This is a genomic window from Ureibacillus sp. FSL K6-3587, from assembly GCF_038593165.1.
Lineage (GTDB): Bacteria > Bacillota > Bacilli > Bacillales_A > Planococcaceae > Ureibacillus > Ureibacillus suwonensis.
The window spans coordinates 1,175,090-1,194,198 of the sequence record NZ_CP151969.1 but is presented as its reverse complement, the minus strand read 5'-3'; the positions used below and the strand labels follow the sequence as shown (position 1 = coordinate 1,194,198).

The 19,109-nt window shown below is 39.8% G+C and carries 20 protein-coding genes; 2 read left to right on the top strand and 18 right to left on the bottom strand.

Going from position 1 to position 19,109, the window contains the following annotated elements:
• Positions 1 to 5: 5 nt before the first annotated feature.
• The 10 genes from yycF to rpsF all read right to left on the bottom strand — a co-directional run bounded on the left by yycF (position 6) and on the right by rpsF (position 10,687).
• Entirely contained in the window at positions 6 to 719 is a 714-nt protein-coding gene (yycF, locus tag NSS77_RS05770; protein ID WP_342470774.1) for a response regulator YycF, read from the bottom strand.
• 281 nt (positions 720 to 1,000) lie between these two features.
• Complete coding sequence (locus NSS77_RS05765) at positions 1,001 to 2,473, bottom strand: M23 family metallopeptidase (RefSeq protein ID WP_342470773.1); 1,473 nt, start codon at positions 2,471 to 2,473, stop codon at positions 1,001 to 1,003.
• 723 nt (positions 2,474 to 3,196) lie between these two features.
• The gene (locus NSS77_RS05760) at positions 3,197 to 4,483 is read right to left on the bottom strand and encodes an adenylosuccinate synthase (RefSeq protein WP_342470772.1); all 1,287 of its coding nucleotides are present in this window, start codon (positions 4,481 to 4,483) and stop codon (positions 3,197 to 3,199) included.
• Positions 4,484 to 4,652: 169 nt separating this feature from the next.
• On the bottom strand, positions 4,653 to 6,008 hold the full coding sequence (gene dnaB / locus NSS77_RS05755) for a replicative DNA helicase (protein WP_342470771.1): 1,356 nt from the start codon (positions 6,006 to 6,008) through the stop codon (positions 4,653 to 4,655).
• 13 nt (positions 6,009 to 6,021) lie between these two features.
• Positions 6,022 to 6,468 (bottom strand): 50S ribosomal protein L9, encoded by a 447-nt coding sequence (gene rplI, locus NSS77_RS05750; RefSeq protein WP_342470770.1) that lies wholly within the window; start codon positions 6,466 to 6,468, stop codon positions 6,022 to 6,024.
• Complete coding sequence (locus NSS77_RS05745; RefSeq protein WP_342470769.1) at positions 6,465 to 8,438, bottom strand: DHH family phosphoesterase; 1,974 nt, start codon at positions 8,436 to 8,438, stop codon at positions 6,465 to 6,467. The genes rplI and NSS77_RS05745 overlap by 4 nt, the downstream gene beginning before the upstream one ends.
• Before the next feature lie 12 nt (positions 8,439 to 8,450).
• Positions 8,451 to 9,392: a YybS family protein gene (locus tag NSS77_RS05740; protein ID WP_342470768.1), complete on the bottom strand. Its 942-nt coding sequence runs from the start codon at positions 9,390 to 9,392 to the stop codon at positions 8,451 to 8,453.
• 165 nt (positions 9,393 to 9,557) lie between these two features.
• Positions 9,558 to 9,794 (bottom strand): 30S ribosomal protein S18, encoded by a 237-nt coding sequence (gene rpsR, locus NSS77_RS05735; RefSeq protein ID WP_016838914.1) that lies wholly within the window; start codon positions 9,792 to 9,794, stop codon positions 9,558 to 9,560.
• Positions 9,795 to 9,839: 45 nt separating this feature from the next.
• Entirely contained in the window at positions 9,840 to 10,361 is a 522-nt protein-coding gene (ssb, locus tag NSS77_RS05730) for a single-stranded DNA-binding protein (protein ID WP_342470767.1), read from the bottom strand.
• Positions 10,362 to 10,399: 38 nt separating this feature from the next.
• The gene (gene rpsF / locus NSS77_RS05725; protein WP_342470766.1) at positions 10,400 to 10,687 is read right to left on the bottom strand and encodes a 30S ribosomal protein S6; all 288 of its coding nucleotides are present in this window, start codon (positions 10,685 to 10,687) and stop codon (positions 10,400 to 10,402) included.
• Positions 10,688 to 10,875: 188 nt separating this feature from the next.
• On the opposite strand from rpsF, the gene NSS77_RS05720 reads away from it, so the two are divergent.
• Complete coding sequence (locus NSS77_RS05720) at positions 10,876 to 11,418, top strand: DUF3267 domain-containing protein (RefSeq protein WP_342470765.1); 543 nt, start codon at positions 10,876 to 10,878, stop codon at positions 11,416 to 11,418.
• Positions 11,419 to 11,480: 62 nt separating this feature from the next.
• On the opposite strand, the gene ychF is transcribed toward NSS77_RS05720, so the two are convergent.
• The 3 genes from ychF to NSS77_RS05705 all read right to left on the bottom strand — a co-directional run bounded on the left by ychF (position 11,481) and on the right by NSS77_RS05705 (position 13,904).
• Positions 11,481 to 12,581, bottom strand: a complete 1,101-nt coding sequence (ychF, locus tag NSS77_RS05715; RefSeq protein ID WP_342470764.1) for a redox-regulated ATPase YchF — start codon at positions 12,579 to 12,581, stop codon at positions 11,481 to 11,483.
• 188 nt (positions 12,582 to 12,769) lie between these two features.
• The gene (locus NSS77_RS05710; RefSeq protein WP_342471208.1) at positions 12,770 to 12,967 is read right to left on the bottom strand and encodes a DUF951 domain-containing protein; all 198 of its coding nucleotides are present in this window, start codon (positions 12,965 to 12,967) and stop codon (positions 12,770 to 12,772) included.
• A complete protein-coding gene (locus NSS77_RS05705) occupies positions 12,948 to 13,904 on the bottom strand; it encodes a mechanosensitive ion channel family protein (RefSeq protein ID WP_342470763.1) in 957 nt (318 codons plus the stop codon). Before NSS77_RS05705 ends, NSS77_RS05710 begins: the two co-directional genes overlap by 20 nt.
• 99 nt (positions 13,905 to 14,003) lie before the next feature.
• Between NSS77_RS05705 and yyaC the strand changes: the two genes are divergently transcribed.
• Positions 14,004 to 14,633 (top strand): spore protease YyaC, encoded by a 630-nt coding sequence (gene yyaC / locus NSS77_RS05700; RefSeq protein ID WP_342470762.1) that lies wholly within the window; start codon positions 14,004 to 14,006, stop codon positions 14,631 to 14,633.
• Here the strand turns inward: yyaC and NSS77_RS05695 are convergent.
• The 5 genes from NSS77_RS05695 to rsmG all read right to left on the bottom strand — a co-directional run bounded on the left by NSS77_RS05695 (position 14,550) and on the right by rsmG (position 19,038).
• Positions 14,550 to 15,260 carry a DUF554 domain-containing protein gene (locus NSS77_RS05695; RefSeq protein WP_342470761.1) on the bottom strand — a complete coding sequence of 237 codons (711 nt, stop codon included), beginning with the start codon at positions 15,258 to 15,260 and terminating at the stop codon, positions 14,550 to 14,552. The genes yyaC and NSS77_RS05695 overlap by 84 nt on opposite strands.
• A 53-nt stretch (positions 15,261 to 15,313) precedes the next feature.
• Entirely contained in the window at positions 15,314 to 16,180 is an 867-nt protein-coding gene (locus tag NSS77_RS05690) for a ParB/RepB/Spo0J family partition protein (protein WP_342470760.1), read from the bottom strand.
• A complete protein-coding gene (locus NSS77_RS05685) occupies positions 16,173 to 16,934 on the bottom strand; it encodes an AAA family ATPase (protein WP_342470759.1) in 762 nt (253 codons plus the stop codon). Before NSS77_RS05685 ends, NSS77_RS05690 begins: the two co-directional genes overlap by 8 nt.
• 193 nt (positions 16,935 to 17,127) lie before the next feature.
• The gene (gene noc / locus NSS77_RS05680; RefSeq protein WP_342470758.1) at positions 17,128 to 18,015 is read right to left on the bottom strand and encodes a nucleoid occlusion protein; all 888 of its coding nucleotides are present in this window, start codon (positions 18,013 to 18,015) and stop codon (positions 17,128 to 17,130) included.
• A gap of 306 nt (positions 18,016 to 18,321) precedes the next feature.
• Positions 18,322 to 19,038: a 16S rRNA (guanine(527)-N(7))-methyltransferase RsmG gene (rsmG, locus tag NSS77_RS05675; protein WP_342470757.1), complete on the bottom strand. Its 717-nt coding sequence runs from the start codon at positions 19,036 to 19,038 to the stop codon at positions 18,322 to 18,324.
• Between the last annotated feature and the right edge of the window lie 71 nt (positions 19,039 to 19,109).

Sequence of the window (19,109 nt, the reverse complement as noted above, 5' to 3'; positions counted from 1 at the left end):
TCATTCTACTCCTGTTCAGGATTTCGCAAGTAATAGCCGACGCCGCGGCGAGTGACAATCCATGTCGGGTGGCTTGGATTATCTTCAATTTTTTCACGGAGACGTCGAATCGTTACATCCACTGTCCGGACATCACCGAAATAGTCATATCCCCAAACGGTTTGCAATAAATGCTCCCGGGTCATCACTTGACCAATATGTTTTGCCAAGTAATGCAAGAGTTCAAATTCACGGTGGGTCAATTCGATCGTTTCACCGCGTTTTTGGACAATATAAGCGTCCGGTTGGATGATTAATGAACCAACTGTAATATTGTTTGATTCCTCTTTCGCTTCCTCATTTTGCGCAGAGGCTTTCAGACGCCGCATATTCGCTTTTACGCGGGCAATCAATTCCCGCGTGCTGAAAGGTTTTGTCACATAATCATCCGCTCCCATTTCAAGGCCCAGTACTTTGTCGATTTCGGATCCTTTTGCTGTAAGCATGATAATGGGAAAATCGTATTTTTTACGAACCTCGCGGCAAACTTCCATGCCGTCCTTTTTTGGAAGCATGATATCAAGCAACATTAAATCCGGTTGCTGTTCTTCCACCATTTTCAATGCTTCTTCTCCGTCATAGGCGCAAATCACTTTATATCCTTCTTTTACTAAATTAAACTGCAAAATATCCGCAATGGGTTTTTCATCATCGACAACCAAGATTGTTTTGCCGTCCATTATATAATCCTCCTTTATCTAATAAGTGAATCTATATCAATCAAAACTGTCATCTGCTAATATGCCATTATTATTAAATCTATCATGCTTCGTGTTTTCATGCATGCCAAAACTATTATAACAAAAATTATTGTCCTAAATTATTGTGTATTCATTTTATTTTACCGTGTTTGAAAAATGGGCATTATTTTCTGGGAAATATTTCGACATATTTTTCATTTCGAATATTTCCCAAAAAAAAGAGGCAATGGCACTTGTTGTGTCCATTGCCTTTACCTATATCAATTCAATACGGTTAATGGATTAATGAGTGATCCATTTTTGAGCACTTCAAAATGCAAATGCACTCCAGTGGAATTGCCGGTAGACCCCATTATACCGATAACGGCACCTTGTGGCACTACTTGTCCCACTGAAACTTTAATTTCTGATAAATGGGCATATAATGTTTGGTATCCATTATTGTGGTTCACCACAATTTTATTTCCATAAGTACCATCCCAGCCAGCGAATGTTACAACACCATTATCACTTGCTTTGATGTTGTAATTCGACGGACGGGCAATATCGATTCCCCTATGGAAGCTGCCCCAACGCGATCCCATGCCGCTTGAAATGTATCCGCCGCTCGTTGGCCAAATAAAATTGCCTGTACCTCTGGATGAGATCACCTTTGTTCCTACTTTTTCGATATGTTTTTTAGGTTCAACCAATACTTTTTCATTTGTTACTTTCTTATTTACTACTTGTCCATTTACTTCAGTAACCAGGTAAGACACTTCTTTTTTACCGGGGCTGCCTTTTTGGATGATTTCTTTTTCTCCTTTAAACATGGAAGCATCTTCCTGAACTACTTTTTCGTAGTCAATTGTTTCTGTGTTTAATGTTTCATATACAACCTGTACGTTAACTAAAGGCTTTTCTACCGTAACGTTGATTTCTTGTCCAATTTGTAAAAGCGAATCCACTGTCAGACCTGGATTTAGAGCCAATAATTCTTTTGTTGTCAAGCCATGCTCCTTCGCTATTTTTCCAAGAACATCGCCTTTTTTCACAACATAAACCTGCTTTTCGATTGACCCAGTCTTAATATATTGCACCGCTTGATCAGGTGTAAGGATTTTTGCAGGACTAATTTTTGCTTCTTTACCTGAAACAGTTTCTGATAGCAGAACATCGATGATTTTTTTATCATTTTCTTTTAATGGCTGGTTTTGGGCAGATCCTTTTGATTCCTCAAACACTTTCAATTTTTCTTCCGGAACATATTGAAGCTTCAGTTTCTTAAGGGTTTCTTCATAATCTTCTTTATTTTTCAAGTAGAGAACCGCTTTTCCATTTACTTCAAAGGCATAAGCATCAGTCTGTACTTCCAATTGTTCGTCTAACATTTTTAGAGTTTCTGAATCATTTGTTTTATAAGAAAACACTTGTTCAGGAACAATTGTGACCAGTGCATCTGCATCCACTTCATAACCTTTGTATTTTTCACTTGCCTCTTTTTCTTTGGCTTCAATAACTTTTTTCACTTTCTTTTCATCGGATACTGAACCGATATATTTGTCTTCTAAATACACATGATAAATTTTGTCGATGGAGCCGACATCGCCCTCATTCGCAAATGCCAAATTGAAAGTGATTGTCGATAGAAGTACTGCAGTTACGAATGCCTTTACCAATAATCCGTTTTTATGCTGATTTAGAAGACTTACATTATGACTACTGTGGTGACCAATTTTCCATTTCGTATTCATAATCAAGCCCCTTCCAATATCTCGTCCTGCTCACCAAAGGAATTGCTTCCATACTCTCACAATTATAAAATGTATCATAACGCCAATTTGGAATGAACCGTTTCAGCGTTTTGTAATGAAAATGTATTATTTTAGCAACTTTTGTTACAAAATGAAAAATCATGTTGAAATATGAAAAATTTTTAGTATTATTCACCATATTCATCAGGTTTATACATTTTCTCTTATTTTTTAGCTGATATAAATGGAGAAATGAATATTATCGGTTTATTACATTTAAGAAGTTCGTGAATAGATCAAATCAAAGGAGCAGGCCGAAAGGAAGGGGGACTTACACGCGGTTTTCAAAAGTCCGGAGCAAATAAAAAAAATCGAGGCTGGGACAAAAGATAAAAAACACCATTTTCTCACGGGAGAAAAATGGTGTTTTTTTGATAATTGAAGAAAATTGATTTCCGTTCCGGGGACGCTTTCCGCGGGCCCGGCTCGAGCCTCCTCGGAGCTCAAACCTTCGCTCCTGCGGGGTCTCGAGACTCGGGCTGTTCCCGCAGGAGTCGCCCCGTCACTCCAATCTATTTTCTGTGATATCAATTTTTTACAAAAATTTTTTTTTGCAGCTCGTTCACTTTATTAGTTTTGTCCCAGCCCCGATCATTTTCCGTTCTTATTTATTTCTAACACTTGAAGCTGCCGTCACCAAAGCTGCCAATCGCTTCTAATATGTTATTCCCATACATCATTTACAATATTAGTTTGCTCACGGGCTGGTCCTACGGAGAATGTCATTAACCGAATGCCTGTTAATTCAACGATGCGGTTGACATAATTTTGGGCATTCTTTGGCAACTCATCAAATGAACGTACACCTGTAATATCTTCCGTCCATCCTGGAAGTTCTTCATACACCGGTTCGCATTCTTCAAGAACATGTAAGCTTGCAGGATATTCCGTGATGATTTGATCTTTATATTTATATGCTGTACAAATTTTCACAGTTTCCAAACCTGTCAATACGTCGATGGAGTTTAAAGCCAAGTCCGTAATGCCTGATACGCGGCGGGAATGGCGTACGACCACTGCATCAAACCAGCCTACACGGCGAGGACGGCCAGTCGTTGTGCCATATTCACGGCCCACTTCGCGAATTTGATGGCCAACTTCATCAAATAATTCTGTCGGGAACGGTCCATCGCCTACGCGGGATGTATAAGCTTTGCATACCCCAACCACTCTTGAAACATAGGAAGGGCCAATTCCCGTACCTGTTGTCACTCCGCCGGCTACCGGATTGGAAGAAGTGACAAACGGATATGTTCCGTGATCCACATCCAACATGACTCCTTGGGCACCTTCAAACAATACACGTCCGCCTTGATCTAAAACGTCATTTAACACTTTTGATGTGTCTGTCACGTATTCTTTGATTTCTTGACCGTAACCATAATACTCTTCAAAAATGTCTTCAAATTTTAGGCCTTCCACCTCGTAATATTTTTCAAATAAACGGTTTTTCTTTTCGAGGTTTTCTCTCAATTTTTGTTCGAATACTTCTTTATCCAATAAATCTGCAATTCGGATTCCCATGCGGGCGATTTTGTCTTGATAGCATGGCCCAATCCCTTTGCAAGTTGTTCCGATTTTTTTGTCGCCACGGGATTCTTCTTCAATTTTATCTTGATAAATGTGGTAAGGAAGAATGACATGGGCACGGTTGGAAATGCGTAAGTTTGACGTATCAATGCCGCGAGCCTGCAAACCTTTCAGCTCATTTACCAATGATTTCGGATTGATCACCATTCCATTGCCCATCACGGAAGTTTTCTCTTTATAGAAAATACCGGATGGAATCAAATGCAATTTATATGTTTCTTCACCGATTTTGATTGTATGTCCAGCATTGTCACCGCCTGAAAAACGAGCAATCACATCCGCCTTTTTTGAAAGGAAATCGGTAATTTTCCCTTTTCCTTCGTCTCCCCATTGAGTTCCTACAACAACAACTGAAGTCATTTCAGCACCTCCGCGCATTATGCGTCCTTTATCAAACAGATTCATTTTACAGTGAAATAGAGTATTCGTCAATGCATAACAAGAAAAAAACACGAACAAATAATTTGTATTATAAATTATTGTTCGTGTTCTAAAAAGTTTATATTATTATGCGGCTTTTTTCTCTCTGTTATGCATGAATTGGCTCTTGCCGTTGAGACCAATCAATATTTAAAAATTTATTAAACTCTTTCTTAAAGGCAAGGGTCACCGTTCCCGTAGGACCGTTCCGCTGTTTGGCAATGATGATTTCAATCATGTTTTTGTTTTCTGTTTCTTTATCATAATAATCATCGCGGTATAGGAAAGCGACGATATCCGCATCCTGTTCGATACTTCCTGATTCACGAATATCACTCATCATCGGGCGCTTGTCTTGGCGCTGCTCCACTCCGCGGGATAACTGGGACAGGGCGATGACGGGAACATGCAATTCACGGGCCAACGCTTTGAGGGAGCGGGAGATTTCAGATACTTCCTGCTGACGGTTTTCTCCTCTTCTTCCGCTGCCTTGGATCAATTGCAAGTAATCGATGACCACCATTCCCAGCCCTTTTTCTTGGGCCAGACGGCGGCATTTTGCCCGAATTTCATTAACACGAAGGCCCGGCGTGTCGTCGATATAAATTCCTGCATTCGACAACGTGCCCATCGCAATTGTCAGCTTGCTCCAATCTTCGGCAGTGAGCGCCCCTGTTCTTAATACTTGGGCATCGATGTTCCCTTCGGCACAAAGCATACGCATGACTAATTGTTCAGCACCCATTTCCAACGAGAAGATTGCCACATTTTCACGGGCTTTGACCGCCACATTTTGGGCGATATTTAATGCAAAAGCGGTTTTCCCTACAGATGGACGGGCCGCTACAATAATCAAATCATTCCTCTGAAAACCGGCTGTCATGCGATCCAAATCCGTAAACCCGGTTGGAATGCCGGTCACATCTCCCGAACGGTTTTGAAGCTGTTCAATTTTATCATACGTTTCCACAAGAACATCTTTCACATGTTTGAAGTCGCCGGCATTTTTCCGATTGGCCACTTCCATGATTCTTTTTTCAGCTTCGGATAATAGTTCTTCTACTTCATCTTCCCGTGTAAAGCTTTCTTCAACAATTTTTGTGGCAGTACGAATCAATCTTCTTAAAATGGATTTTTCTTCTACGATTTTCGCATAGTAGCTGACATTGGCTGCCGTAGGGACGGCATTTGCCAGTTCCATCAAATAGGAAAGGCCGCCGACATCCTCCAGCTCTTTTCTTGCAGACAGCTCTTCGGTAACGGTAACCACGTCAATGGCATTGCCTTTATCGCTCAAATCCAGCATGGTTTGGAAAATTTTTTGATGGGCAATGCGATAAAAATCTTCCGGAACTAAAATCTCCGATGCCGTAATTAACGCTTGCGGATCCAAAAAGATGGCACCGAGAACAGATTGTTCAGCTTCGTGATTATGCGGTGGAACGCGATCTATTAGATCACTCATCGAATTTCGCTCCTTATTCTTCCTTCACATGGACTTTTAAAGTCGCTTTTACTTCCGGATGCAATTTCACTGGAACGTTTGTCACGCCCAATGAGCGAATGCCTTCATTACATTCCATTTTTCTTTTATCCACTTTGATACCGAAATTTTTTTGTAAGCTTTCCGAAATTTGTTTCGTTGATACGGAACCAAACAGGCGTCCGCCTTCACCCGCTTTTGCTTTGATTTCCAACGTGATGCTTTCCAATTTTTCTTTTAATGCTTTTGCTTCTTGCAGTTCTTGTGCCGCAAGTTTCTCTTCATGTCTTTTTTGGGCCTCTAACTTGCTTAAAGCTTCTTTTGTCGCTTCAACAGCCAAACCTCTTTTAATCAAATAGTTTTGCGCATACCCATCGGCAACGTTTTTCACTTCACCTTTTTTCCCTTGACCTTTCACATCTTTCAAAAATACAACTTTCATTCTTTCTGGCTCCCTTCTAACGTTTCGATAATGGCATTTTTCAATAATGATAAAGCTTCATCGATTGTTTCAACATTCAATTGGCATGCGGCATTTGTTAAATGGCCGCCTCCACCGAGTTTCTCCATAATCACTTGCACATTCACATCCCCCAATGAACGGGCACTGATTCCCATTAAACCATCCTGGCGACGGGCAATGACAAACGAAGCATTTACATCTTTCATCGCAAGCAAAATATCTGCCGTTTGGGCGATCAATACAGAATCGTATTCTTTTCCTTCTTCTCCATGGGCAACTGCAATTCCTGGATATATAAAACGGACATTTTGAATGATTTTTGACCGTTCAATAAATGTGTCGATATCTTCTTTTAAAAGGCGTTGTACGAGCACCGTGTCCGCTCCGTACGTTCTTAAATAGGACGCTGCTTCAAAAGTTCTCGCTCCCGTTCTAAGGGTGAAACTTTTTGTATCCACAATGATTCCGGCAAGCAGTGCAGTCGCTTCCAATTTCGAAAGTTTCTCTTCATCGGGCTGATATTCCAATAGCTCCGTTACAAGTTCGGAAGTGGAGGATGCATATGGTTCCATATAAACGAGGGTCGAATTGTTGATAAACTCCTCACCACGTCGATGGTGGTCAATGACTACTATCTTTTCAAACCGTTTTAATAAGGTCTCATCCACTACAAGGCTCGGGCGATGGGTGTCCACTACCACCAATAATGATTGTTCCGTCATGATCGTCAGTGCTTCATCCGGTGAGATAAAAAACTCTTCCAAACTGGATTCCTTTTTAATTTCTTTGACCAGCCGCTCAACACTGCCGTTCAATTCATCAAAATCTAAAACGATGTAGCCTTCCACCTTGTTCATTTGAGCGATTTTCCGTACACCGATTCCCGCTCCAATCGAATCCATATCCGGATTTTTATGGCCCATGATAAAGACCCTATCGCTATCCTGGATCAAATCTTTCAAAGCGTGGGATATGACGCGTGCCCGAACTCTTGTACGTTTCTCAACCGGGTTCGTTTTGCCGCCATAAAACTTAATTTTTCCATTCGGCTGTTTTATGGCCACTTGGTCACCGCCACGGCCCAACACCAGGTCCAAACTCGATTGGGCCAGTTCGCCCAGTTCAATCAATGATGGAGAACCTGCACCTATTCCAATACTCAAAGTCAGAGATAGATTTTTCTTCGCTGTTTTTTCACGGACATCATCCAAAATGGAGAATTTCTTTTTCTCCAATTCATTTAAAGTGGCTTCATTCATAACCGCCAAAAAGCGGTCCGTATCAATCCGTTTGATATAAATGTCGTGTTCTTCCGCCCAATCATTGATGATGGATGTCACCGTTGAATTCGTCATGCTCTTTGTTTGATCATCCATTCCCTGGGTAATATCATCATAGTTGTCAATGAACAGAATGGCGATGACCGTCCGATCGTCATGATATTGTTTTTCGATTTCCACTTGATCGGTTACATCAAAGAAATAGAGCAGTTTTTCTTCTTGTTTATGAAGGACTTTGAATTTACGATCCTGAATGGTTACAACGCAATTTTGTTTCTCATCGGATTTTCGAATATTTTGCAATTCTTCAGATAGAACAAACAAATCTTGACCTGTCAACGTCGGCATCCCCATAAGCCTCGTCATGTACGGGTTTGCCCATTCAATTTCATATTTATCGTTGATTAATACGACTCCTATCGGCATCTCCAATAGAGCTTCCTGCCCGACTTTTTTCATTCGAAATGCCAAAGATTCGATATATTTTTCAATCGCCAGATGGGATATTTTTTCTTTTCGCCAATCATGGATGATGACAATGGCAACCAATAAAGTAAAAGCTGCTCCAATCCAGACATTCAAAACAAATAATCCAACGATCCCCACTAACCCGAATAATGCCAAATGGAGAAGTGGATAATGGATTTTCCGCTTCCTGTAAGTATCCATGTAATCAGCCCCTTACTTTCGAATCTTCCCTGACACGTATGAACGGATATCGAAACCTAAATCTAAAATTCCAATGAGCATCACAAAATTATACAGTGGAATCGACAAGACGGTCGCTAATCCCTTCAGAAACTTTGGTGCCTTATAAGCATCCAATACAAAGTGCAGGAAAGAAATGCCTTGAATGGTTAACAACACCCATAACACCATTGAAAAATTCAAAATAATTATATATAGTGATGTTCCTAATTCAGGGCGAACAAACAATTGAATTGATAAAACAATCAAATAAATCCATAAAATTGTACGAGGCAAGCGTAAATCTTTAAAAGCGCTAAATTTTGGAACAGCAATGCCCAGGCGTTTTAATATCGGCAAATTTATTGAAATCAAAAGAAATGCCATGAAGAATACGGCCAATGTAACCGTAGCAGGAATGGCAATCTCCATCTGTTGGAACATTAAATTCAATACTTCTTCGGTGATGGGCGTTTCACCAGTGAGATTTTCTGCGAATTGAAAAGATTGCATATAGCTGTCGCGCATTAATTGAAAGGATTCTTTAATAAAATCCATATTAAACAGCTTTACAGAAATGATATATTGAATTGCAAAAGTAATTAATAACGATATTCCAGTCGCCATAAATAAATATGCTTTACTTTTTCCAGTCCGCAATGCATCTCCCATGACGACGCCACATACAGCAAAAATCATGGAGAATGGCAAAATGACGATTCCCCCAAAGAAAAAAGTGACAATGCACCCAAGGACTCCTAAAATAATGGAAGATGCGCGATCATATTTTGCGCTATACCAAGCGATTGGCAATGGTGCAAACAATGTCGCCACTAAGCTGATGATTGGTACATAATATGCAATAGCAATGAGGATGGCAAAGATTGCAATCATCATTGCGCCATGTGTAAGCCTCTGTGTTTGATTGTTCGGCATAAGATACCTTCCTTTTTTACAATTCAATAAATCTTTACATTCGTATATTGTACCATTTTTTATAAAGTAGGACAAAATTACGATAAAGCCAAAGGGAATTTAGGAAAAAAAAAAACAAAAACCAACAGAAGCTGATTCACAGCCTCTGTTGGTTTCATCCATTTATTATTTATCTTCCGCTACGAATGGAAGAAGCGCCATGATACGAGCGCGTTTAATCGCTGTAGTTAATTTGCGTTGATATTTTGCACTTGTACCAGTTACGCGACGTGGAAGGATTTTTCCGCGTTCAGAAATGAATTTTTTAAGTAAATCTACATCTTTGTAGTCGATGTGTGTAATGTTATTTGAAGTAAAGTAGCAAACTTTGCGACGTTTGCGACCTCCGCGACGTTGTGCCATCGAATTTCCCTCCTTTTTGAATGCTTTCTCCGTTATCCGAATACCTTAGAACGGTAAATCGTCTTCCGAAACTTCAATCGGACCTTTGCTTGAAGCAAATGGGTCTTCATCTACACGTGTATAATTCGGCTGATTTTGAGGAGGTTGACTTGGGAATGGTGTGCCAAATGGATCTGATTGCGGAACACCGTATGAAGGTTGTCCTGCACCGTAGGATGGTTGTCCTCCAGGCGGTTGTCCTTGGGCACTTCTAGGTTCCAAAAATTGCACGGAATCAGCTACGACTTCAGTTGTATAAACACGTTTGCCGTCCGGACCCTCATAACTGCCGGTTTGGATGCGTCCATCGATGCCGATGAGGCTTCCTTTTCTCATGTAGTTTGCGAGGTTCTCAGCTTGTTTTCGCCATGCTACACAACTAATGAAATCCGCTTCTCTTTCACCTTGTTGGTTCGTAAATGTACGATTTACAGCAACCGTAAAACGGGTTACCGGTACTCCATTTGGCGTGTATCGTAGTTCAGGGTCTTTTGTTAGCCTACCTACTAATACGACACGATTGATCAATTTGACAACCTCCTCTTCAGCATTAAATTCCAATAGAATTATTCTTCGTCACGAACAGCGATATGACGAATGATGTCTTCGTTAATGTTTGCTAAACGGTTATATTCATCGATTGCTTTTGCTGGAGCGTTTGCTTTCACGATATGGTAGATACCTTCGCGATATTTTTTAATTTCGTAAGCAAGACGACGTTTGCCCCATTCTTTTGACTCGATGATTTCCGCACCATTTGAAGTAAGGATTTCATCAAAACGTTGCACTAACGCTTTTTTTTCTTCCTCTTCGATGTCTGGGCGGATAATGTACATTAATTCATATTTTCTCATCGCTTTTTGCACCTCCTTATGGACTTTGGCTCTCCTTTATTTCAAGGGAGCAAGGAGTAAATTTCTATTACTCACATCTTTGAATTGTAACATATACTTTTATGAATAGCAACAAACATCGAATGGCTATCGGAGATTTTCTGGGCTTTGTCATTTCGATATAATGGGGAAAAGGGGCTGAATGTTTTATGGAAGAAAAAGAACCGACCATTATTGAATTGGATATCATGAAAATCGCAAAAGTGAATTTTTGGTTGACCGCATCATTAAGCATCCTGTTTTTAGCGTTGAACAGCATCGCTCATCATCAATTCCGCTTTGAAATCACCTTTTGGAATTTCATGTTATTTCTTGCGGGGTATTTTGCACTGATTGTTTTGCATGAATTATTTCATTTGATCGGATTTGTGATTTTTGGCAAAGCCAAATGGAAACAGCTGGATTACGGGATTAACGCAAAATTGGGAGTCGCCTATGCAACCACGAAAAAATCGTTGCCGAATCATGCAATGAAAAAAGCGCTGATGCTGCCCTTTTGGACTACGGGAATGATTCCAGCCGTGATGGGGTTAATATTCAACAATCAGTTGGTTCTCTTATTAGGCGCTTTTTTGATTGCCGGTGCGATTGGTGATTTTTATATGTATAAAGAGCTGCGGAAATTTCCAAACGACGCTCTTGTAAAAGATGATCCCCAGCTGCCAAAATTGTATGTATATCCAAAAGAATAAAGTGGGATTTACGGTTAAGGGGTTCATTACTTCCTCCTAACGTAAATTCCACTTTGCTTTCATTACACATTGAATCGGAATAACATGATATCGCCGTCTTGCACGACGTAGTCTTTTCCTTCCAGGCGCACTTTTCCTTGTTCTTTCGCTTGTTGCATAGAGCCTGCCGCCAATAAATCTTCAAAGGAAACCGTTTCCGCCCGGATGAAGCCGCGTTCAAAGTCGGAGTGAATGATACCTGCACATTCCGGCGCTTTCATCCCTTTTTTGAATGTCCAAGCGCGGACTTCTTTTTCCCCCGCCGTGAAGTATGTGGCAAGGCCAAGCAAATCATAAGCGGCGCGAATCAACTGATCTAATCCTGATTCTTTGATACCCAATTCTTCAAGGAACATTTTCTTTTCCTCTTCATCTAATTGGGCAATTTCTTCCTCAATTTTTGCACAAACCGTTATGACCTTTGAGCCTTCCGCTTCTGCATAGGCGCGGACTTGCTTTACATATTCATTGTCATCCGCATTCGCCACTTCATCTTCCGAAACGTTTGCCACATAAAGCATCGGCTTTAATGTTAATAAATTCAATCCTTTGATTACTTTTTTCTCATCTTCCGTCAATTCCACAGAGCGGGCCGGCTTTTCATTTTCAAGAGCTTCTTTGATTTTGATTAAAATCGGCTCTTCCATCATTGCGTCTTTATCTTTTTGTTTGGCGATTTTACTTACTCTTTGAAGACGTTTATCCACCGATTCCAAATCGGCTAAAATCAGCTCCAAGTTGATGACTTCAATATCTGCAATTGGATCAACTTTTCCTGCCACGTGGGTGATGTTTTCATCATCAAAACAACGCACTACTTGGCAAATCGCGTCCACTTCCCGAATGTGGGAAAGAAATTTATTTCCTAACCCTTCCCCTTTGGAAGCGCCTTTGACGATACCGGCAATATCTGTAAATTCAAAAGATGTTGGAACTTTCTTCTGAGGTTTTACAAGTTCTGTCAGTTTGTCTAATCGAGGGTCTGGCACATCTACAACGCCCACATTTGGATCAATTGTCGCAAAAGGATAGTTCGCCGCGAGGGCGCCCGCTTTTGTAATCGCATTAAATAATGTAGACTTTCCTACGTTCGGCAGACCGACAATTCCAGCTGTTAGTGACATCGACTCACTACCTTTCTTATAAGAAACATGACTATTATTTTTACACTAGTGTTAATTATATGGATTTCGGCATAAAAAGTCTATTTTCCATTCATTTTTCCCCAAATGATGAAATCCCCACGTTGAAGATGCTGGGTGGGGATAATCAACAGAACGATGCCATTTTTTTATGATTTTTGGAGAAAACATTATTCTTCCGCTTCTTGAATGACCCTTTTCATTTTTTTCGCAAATTCCCTGCGAGGCAATAATACACTGTGGCCGCATCCTTGACACTTGATTCTGATATCTGCCCCCATACGGATAATTTTCCAGGCGTTGGTTCCGCATGGATGCGGCTTTTTCATTTCCACAATGTCATTCAATTTAAACGTTTTTGTCTCCATCATTCTCATCTCCCCTCGACATTGCTTTACTAGAATCATATATCATCATTTTTGGATAAGCCATTGGAATTCCATTTTTCTCTAATATCTTTTTGACATCTCTCCGAATGATTCTTGCGATGCCATAATGCTGTTGAGGTTTTGTTTCGGCAGTGATGCGAATCGTCATTTCCGCCCCCGCCACATTTTGGACGCCAACGAATTTCGGTACATCCACCAACTCTTCATATTTGGAAGGCAACGTTTTTAAATATTCCGTCACCAATTTTTCAATTTTTTCAACATCCGCTTCAATGCCGACTTGCATATCGATGATTGCTTTTGAGTTGTTCAAAGAAAAGTTGACCACTTCCGTAATCTGTCCGTTCGGAATAATATAAACTTCCCCGGTTGAACCAATTATTTTTGTCGTTCTTAACCCGATTTCCGTAACGGTCCCTTCCGCTGCGCTTGCAGTATTGATTCGAACGTAATCTCCGACACCGAACTGATCTTCAAAAATAATGAAAAATCCGGTAATCACATCTTTGACCAAGTTTTGAGCGCCAAAACCGATGGCAAGGCCGGCTATCCCTGCTCCGGCAAGCAAACCTGCCACATTGATATTCAATGAAGACAATACGCCGATGATCGCTGAAAAGTAAACGATGTAAGACAACACGCTTTGCGACAATTTTAAGAGCGTTTTTTGCCTTCGTTCAGAATATTTTAATGGCGATTTCATTCTGAGTTTAAAAAATCGCGCAATAATGCGTTTTCCTATAAATACAACGATATAAGAAACCAACATAATGGCTAGGATTTTGATAGATGCACCGACAATGAAATCCCAAAACTGTTCGCTTGAAAAATATTCCCATATTTTTTGGCTGATACTTACAAAATCTTTTGTTTCATTTTCCACGGTTTCCACAATTTCTACCTTATCTTCCGACATTTCCCCACCTCTGGAATATAAAAGTAAATTAATGGTTATACTTCTAAAAAATAATATAGGCATTCCATGATTAAAACATAAAATGAAAGTAGGAATTGTATGCAAAATATCTCCAAAGAACCACTGAAAACGGCCATTCATTATGAAGAAACCGGAGCAATCTGGCGTTTAAGCGAATTGTTTTTACAGCATATCCCTTTTGAACATGAGAATCTCGTTTTTTGCTGCATCGGTACAGATCGCTCAACCGGTGATGCATTAGGACCGTTAACGGGAAGTTTGCTCTCCAATTATCATTTTCCATTCAGAATCATTGGAACGTTGGAAAATCCTCTTCATGCTACCAATTTATCATTGACTGTCAAGGAATTACAACAAATGACCACTTTTCCTTTTGTCGTAGCTATTGACGCTTGCCTTGGCAGGGAAAAAAGCATCGGTCAAATCATTGTGGAACAAGGCCCTCTATTTCCTGGAAAAGCGGTCAATAAAGAATTGCCTCCCATCGGTGACATTTCCATTAAAGGCGTGGTCAACGTGGGAGGGTTTATGGAAATGCTTGTTTTGCAAAACACCCGATTACATGTCACTTATTCAATGAGCCATAAAATTGCCCGGGCGATGCTCCTTGCTTATCAACGTCATCTATTGAAAAGGAAACAATATGGCAACCATGACGGCCACTACAACAATGCCTGGAAGCAAATTGGCTATCCGAATTTTCGTTAATCCTGCAATGTTTAAGCCAATCGCCAAAATCATGACGCCGCCCGTTGCGGTCATTTCTTGAATAAAAAGATTCAATGCCGCTTCAGGGATATATTTACTGATCAATCCGGAAAAAACGGCGATCAAGCCTTGATAAATCAACACCGGAAAAGCTGACAATAATACTCCCATCCCTAATGTCGATGTCAAGATAATGGATGTAAAACCGTCAATAATTCCTTTGGTAATGAGGATATCATGATCATTTCTTAATCCGCTGTCCAACGCACCGATGATACCCATTGAGCCAATGACAAAAATAAGGGATGCTGTAATGAATCCTTCTGCTATGTTGCTGTTTGATTCTTTATTTTTGACAATTATACTTTCCATCCATTTTCCAAATCTGTTGAATAGGGAATCCAAATCAATCCATTCCCCTATAATTGCTCCAACGACCAAACTGAAAATCAAGATAATAAAGTTGCTCGTTTCCAATCCCATTTGGATCCCCAGCAAAGCCACAGCCAAGCCAATAATGGAAAGCAAAGTGCTTTTCATTTTTTCCGGCAAATTGCCCAGAAAGCGGCCGATGATCGAACCGATGATAATCAATAATGCATTAACGATTGTTCCAAACAGTACCATATGTAGTGATCCTCTTTCTCTGTAAAAATAGAGCGCCGTAACTGGCGCCCTTATTACATCTCATCATGATCCAAATTTAATATTTCCAAAATTCGTTCCAAATCATCTTCCGAGTAAAATTCAATCTCGATTTTTCCTTTGTTTTTTGTTTTCTTTATTTGAACATTTGTTCCAAAGAATTCTCTTAACTGTGATTCAGTAGCCTGGACAAAAATATCCTTTTTCGGAGTCTTCTTTTTTGTTTCACGTGAAACATTTTCATTCAATTGTTTAATCAATGCTTCCAATTGGCGTACATTCAATGATTGATTAATCGTTTTCTTCGCTACCTCAATCATTTGTCTTTTATTTTTTAAACCTAATAACGCCCTTCCGTGACCCATTGAAAGTTGGCCCTCATTCAGCATTTGCCTTACTTCTTCCGGCAATTGGAGCAATCGGATCATATTTGTGATATGCGGACGGCTTTTCCCTAACCGTTTGGCCAAATCATCCTGCGTGAAATTTAATTTCTCAATCAGATTTTGATAGGCCTCCGCTTCTTCAATTGGTGTCAAGTCTTCTCGCTGTAAATTTTCCAAGATTGCCAGTTCCATCATCTGTTCTTCTGTCATTTCTTTAATAATTGCCGGGATTTCTTCCAAGTTTGCCAATTTTGCCGCGCGGTATCTGCGTTCTCCTACGACAATTTCATATTTTTTCCCTTTTTTTCTTACTACGATGGGTTGGATGATGCCGTGTTCTCGAATGGATTGAGCCAATTCCCCAATCGCTTCATCATCAAATTTCTTCCGTGGTTGAAACGGGTTCGCTACAAGTTTTTGCAATGGAATTTTTTCAACATGTTCATCTTTTTGAATGGACTCCAACGTTTCAGAAGGAAATAGAGCTCCTATCCCTTTTCCTAGTCCTCTAGCCATTTTTAATCACTTCCCTTGCCAACTCTAAATACACTTCAGCGCCGCGAGATTTCGGATCATAGATGATAATCGGTTCTCCAAAACTTGGTGCTTCGCTTAACCGGACATTTCGAGGAATGATGGTTTTATAAACTTTATCCTGGAAATATTTTTTTACTTCCTCAATGACTTGGAGTCCCAGATTTGTGCGAGCATCCAACATCGTCAATAAAACACCGTCAATTGTCAAACTTGGATTTAAATGTTTTTGTACCAATCTGACCGTTGATAATAATTGACTGAGACCCTCTAAGGCGTAATATTCACATTGAACTGGAATGATGACTGCATCGGAGGCTGTCAAGGCGTTGATTGTCAACAAGCCTAAAGATGGAGGGCAATCTATAATGATATAATCATAATCACTTTTGATGTCTTCCAATGCGTGTTTTAAACGCACTTCCCGTGAAATGGTGGAAACTAGTTCGATTTCTGCTCCTGCCAATGAAATCGTGGCCGGTATGACATATAAATTTTCTACTTTCGTTTGTTGTATGACTTTTTTTACATCTTCATCATCGATCAGTACATCATATATACAGCTGGATGTTTCCCCTTTGCTTATGCCGACTCCGCTTGTCGCATTTCCTTGAGGATCGATGTCAATCAGCAATACTTTTTTTCCTAAATAAGCAAGGCAAGCGCTCAAATTCACTGATGTTGTCGTTTTACCAACACCGCCTTTTTGGTTGGCGATTGCAATAATTCTTCCCAATTTTGTGCACCTGCTTTCATCTTTATCAAATGATTGATAATCTATTGTACAATGATAATTTTTTTACCTCTTTCATTCTATCAAATTTATAACCAAGTTGTATTCTATATGCTATTATTTCTGAAAAATTTTATATAGAAAAAGCGGCCGCCTCCTGTCATAAAGAGACGACCTTCCGTTTCACGTGAAACCATCACGATTTTTTCTTAGGGATTTTCACTGTGATTTGATAATAATCTTCCGTATCTTCTTCTTCCGTTTTTATATGGATTCCGCTTTTTGATACCATCGATAAAGATTGTTTGATTGTATTTAACGCAATGCGGATATCTTTGCTGATTGCTTTGCGTTTTGGTTTCGCTTTTTTCTCTTCTTCCGTTTCATTCGCTTTCGTGAATTGCTGAATATATTCCTCAAGTTGGCGAACGTTCCAATCATTTTCCTTGATTAAATCGACCAACTTCATTTGCAATTCTTCATCTTTGATGCCGATTAACGCCCGCGCATGCCGCTCGGTAATTTCCCGCTTTAAAATGGCGTCTTGAACATATTTCGGCAATTTTAAAAGCCTTAATTTATTTGCAATGGTGGATTGCCCTTTTCCAAGGCGTTGAGCCAGCGCTTCCTGCGTCAAATGATGAAGCTCAATCAGCTGCTGATAAGCCAAAGCTTCTTCAATTGCCGTCAATTCTTCCCGTTGCAAGTTTTCAATTAACGCGATTGATGCGGTTTCTTTATCATTTAAATCCCGAACAATTGCAGGTACTTCCGTCCAGTTCAATTTTTTTATCGCACGGTACCGTCTTTCTCCCGCAATAATTTCGTATCGGTTATCTTCCAGACGGCGAACGACGATTGGTTGAATCACTCCATGGGTATGAATCGTCCGAGATAATTCTTCAATTTTCTCTTCATCAAAAACTGTGCGTGGCTGATATCGGTTCGGTACAATTTGATCAATCGGAATTTTTACTACTTCTTCCGAATGCTTTTTCTCTTTATCTTCCAATTCTATTTCACTTTTTTTTTCAGAAGCCAGTTTTTCTCCGCCTCCAAAAAATCGTGAAAAAGGACTTTTCATTCAATGGCACCACCTTTTGGAAACTATCTGCGCTATATTTTATTATTTAATATTCTATATGTTTTGTACAGAGTCTAATAGAAGTAAAATCTATGAAATCGTCATGAATAATATAAATTATATTTTTCCAGTCCCGGATCTATTTAATAAGTTTCACGTGAAACGATCCATCCAGAATCTAAAGAAATAGAATGGTTGAATCTATTATTGGCCTACTATAATTAATTAATTAATAATTATACATGAAATTTCCTTTTAACCGAAAAGAATTATGGGACAATTAAAAGGAGATTGAGCGCAACTACCTTATTTGATCGGCGATTTGTTTGGTACACCGGGTTTTCTTGGATATTTTTTCGGTGTTTTTTTGATTTTTTCAAAAACAAAGATTGTTCGTTCACTATGTTCAATTGGCAAATGATAATCAAATTTTTCTTTCAAAGTTGCCCCGAGCACTTGGATGGCTTTTTTCGCTTCTTTAAACTCTTCATCGGCAGCAGCCGCTTTTAATGCAAGAAAATATCCGCCCTCTTTTGCCAGAGGAATGCAAAGTTCCGAAAGCACATTCAATCGGGCCACGGCTCTTGCTGTGACAATATCAAACTGTTCACGATAGGCTGGATTTTGACCGAATTCTTCCGCTCTCGCATGGACAAAATGGCAATTGTCCAAGTTTAATTGTTCACTTAAATGATTTAAAAATGTAATGCGTTTATTTAAAGAATCCACAATCGTGACCTTTAAATGAGGGTGGCAGATTTTCAGCGGAATGCTTGGGAATCCGGCACCTGCCCCAACATCGCAAAGGGTTTCGACTTTTGTAAAGTCAAAGTAAAAAGCGGCACTGATGGAGTCATAAAAATGCTTTAAATATACCCCTTCCAAATTGGTAATGGCCGTTAAATTCATTTTTTCGTTCCATTCAACAAGAATTTCAAAATATTTGCGAAACTGTTCGACCTGTGTTCCGTTCAACTCAATCCCGTTATCTTTTAAGCTTTGGATAAAAAGTTGCTCGTTCATTTCTTGCTCCTTTTCAAATAGTGTTTTTCTATTATGCATATAACAAATAAGCGTTCGAGATAAAGATTGCT

Coding starts and splice junctions, on each gene's coding strand:
- yycF (WP_342470774.1), bottom strand. CDS start 719: ATGGACGGCAAAACAATCTTGGTTGTCGATGATGAAAAACCCATTGCG.
- NSS77_RS05765 (WP_342470773.1), bottom strand. CDS start 2,473: ATGAATACGAAATGGAAAATTGGTCACCACAGTAGTCATAATGTAAGT.
- NSS77_RS05760 (WP_342470772.1), bottom strand. CDS start 4,483: ATGACTTCAGTTGTTGTTGTAGGAACTCAATGGGGAGACGAAGGAAAA.
- dnaB (WP_342470771.1), bottom strand. CDS start 6,008: ATGAGTGATCTAATAGATCGCGTTCCACCGCATAATCACGAAGCTGAA.
- rplI (WP_342470770.1), bottom strand. CDS start 6,468: ATGAAAGTTGTATTTTTGAAAGATGTGAAAGGTCAAGGGAAAAAAGGT.
- NSS77_RS05745 (WP_342470769.1), bottom strand. CDS start 8,438: ATGGATACTTACAGGAAGCGGAAAATCCATTATCCACTTCTCCATTTG.
- NSS77_RS05740 (WP_342470768.1), bottom strand. CDS start 9,392: ATGCCGAACAATCAAACACAGAGGCTTACACATGGCGCAATGATGATT.
- rpsR (WP_016838914.1), bottom strand. CDS start 9,794: ATGGCACAACGTCGCGGAGGTCGCAAACGTCGCAAAGTTTGCTACTTT.
- rpsF (WP_342470766.1), bottom strand. CDS start 10,687: ATGAGAAAATATGAATTAATGTACATTATCCGCCCAGACATCGAAGAG.
- NSS77_RS05720 (WP_342470765.1), top strand. CDS start 10,876: ATGGAAGAAAAAGAACCGACCATTATTGAATTGGATATCATGAAAATC.
- ychF (WP_342470764.1), bottom strand. CDS start 12,581: ATGTCACTAACAGCTGGAATTGTCGGTCTGCCGAACGTAGGAAAGTCT.
- NSS77_RS05710 (WP_342471208.1), bottom strand. CDS start 12,967: ATGGAGACAAAAACGTTTAAATTGAATGACATTGTGGAAATGAAAAAG.
- NSS77_RS05705 (WP_342470763.1), bottom strand. CDS start 13,904: ATGTCGGAAGATAAGGTAGAAATTGTGGAAACCGTGGAAAATGAAACA.
- yyaC (WP_342470762.1), top strand. CDS start 14,004: ATGCAAAATATCTCCAAAGAACCACTGAAAACGGCCATTCATTATGAA.
- NSS77_RS05695 (WP_342470761.1), bottom strand. CDS start 15,260: ATGGTACTGTTTGGAACAATCGTTAATGCATTATTGATTATCATCGGT.
- NSS77_RS05690 (WP_342470760.1), bottom strand. CDS start 16,180: ATGGCTAGAGGACTAGGAAAAGGGATAGGAGCTCTATTTCCTTCTGAA.
- noc (WP_342470758.1), bottom strand. CDS start 18,015: ATGAAAAGTCCTTTTTCACGATTTTTTGGAGGCGGAGAAAAACTGGCT.
- rsmG (WP_342470757.1), bottom strand. CDS start 19,038: ATGAACGAGCAACTTTTTATCCAAAGCTTAAAAGATAACGGGATTGAG.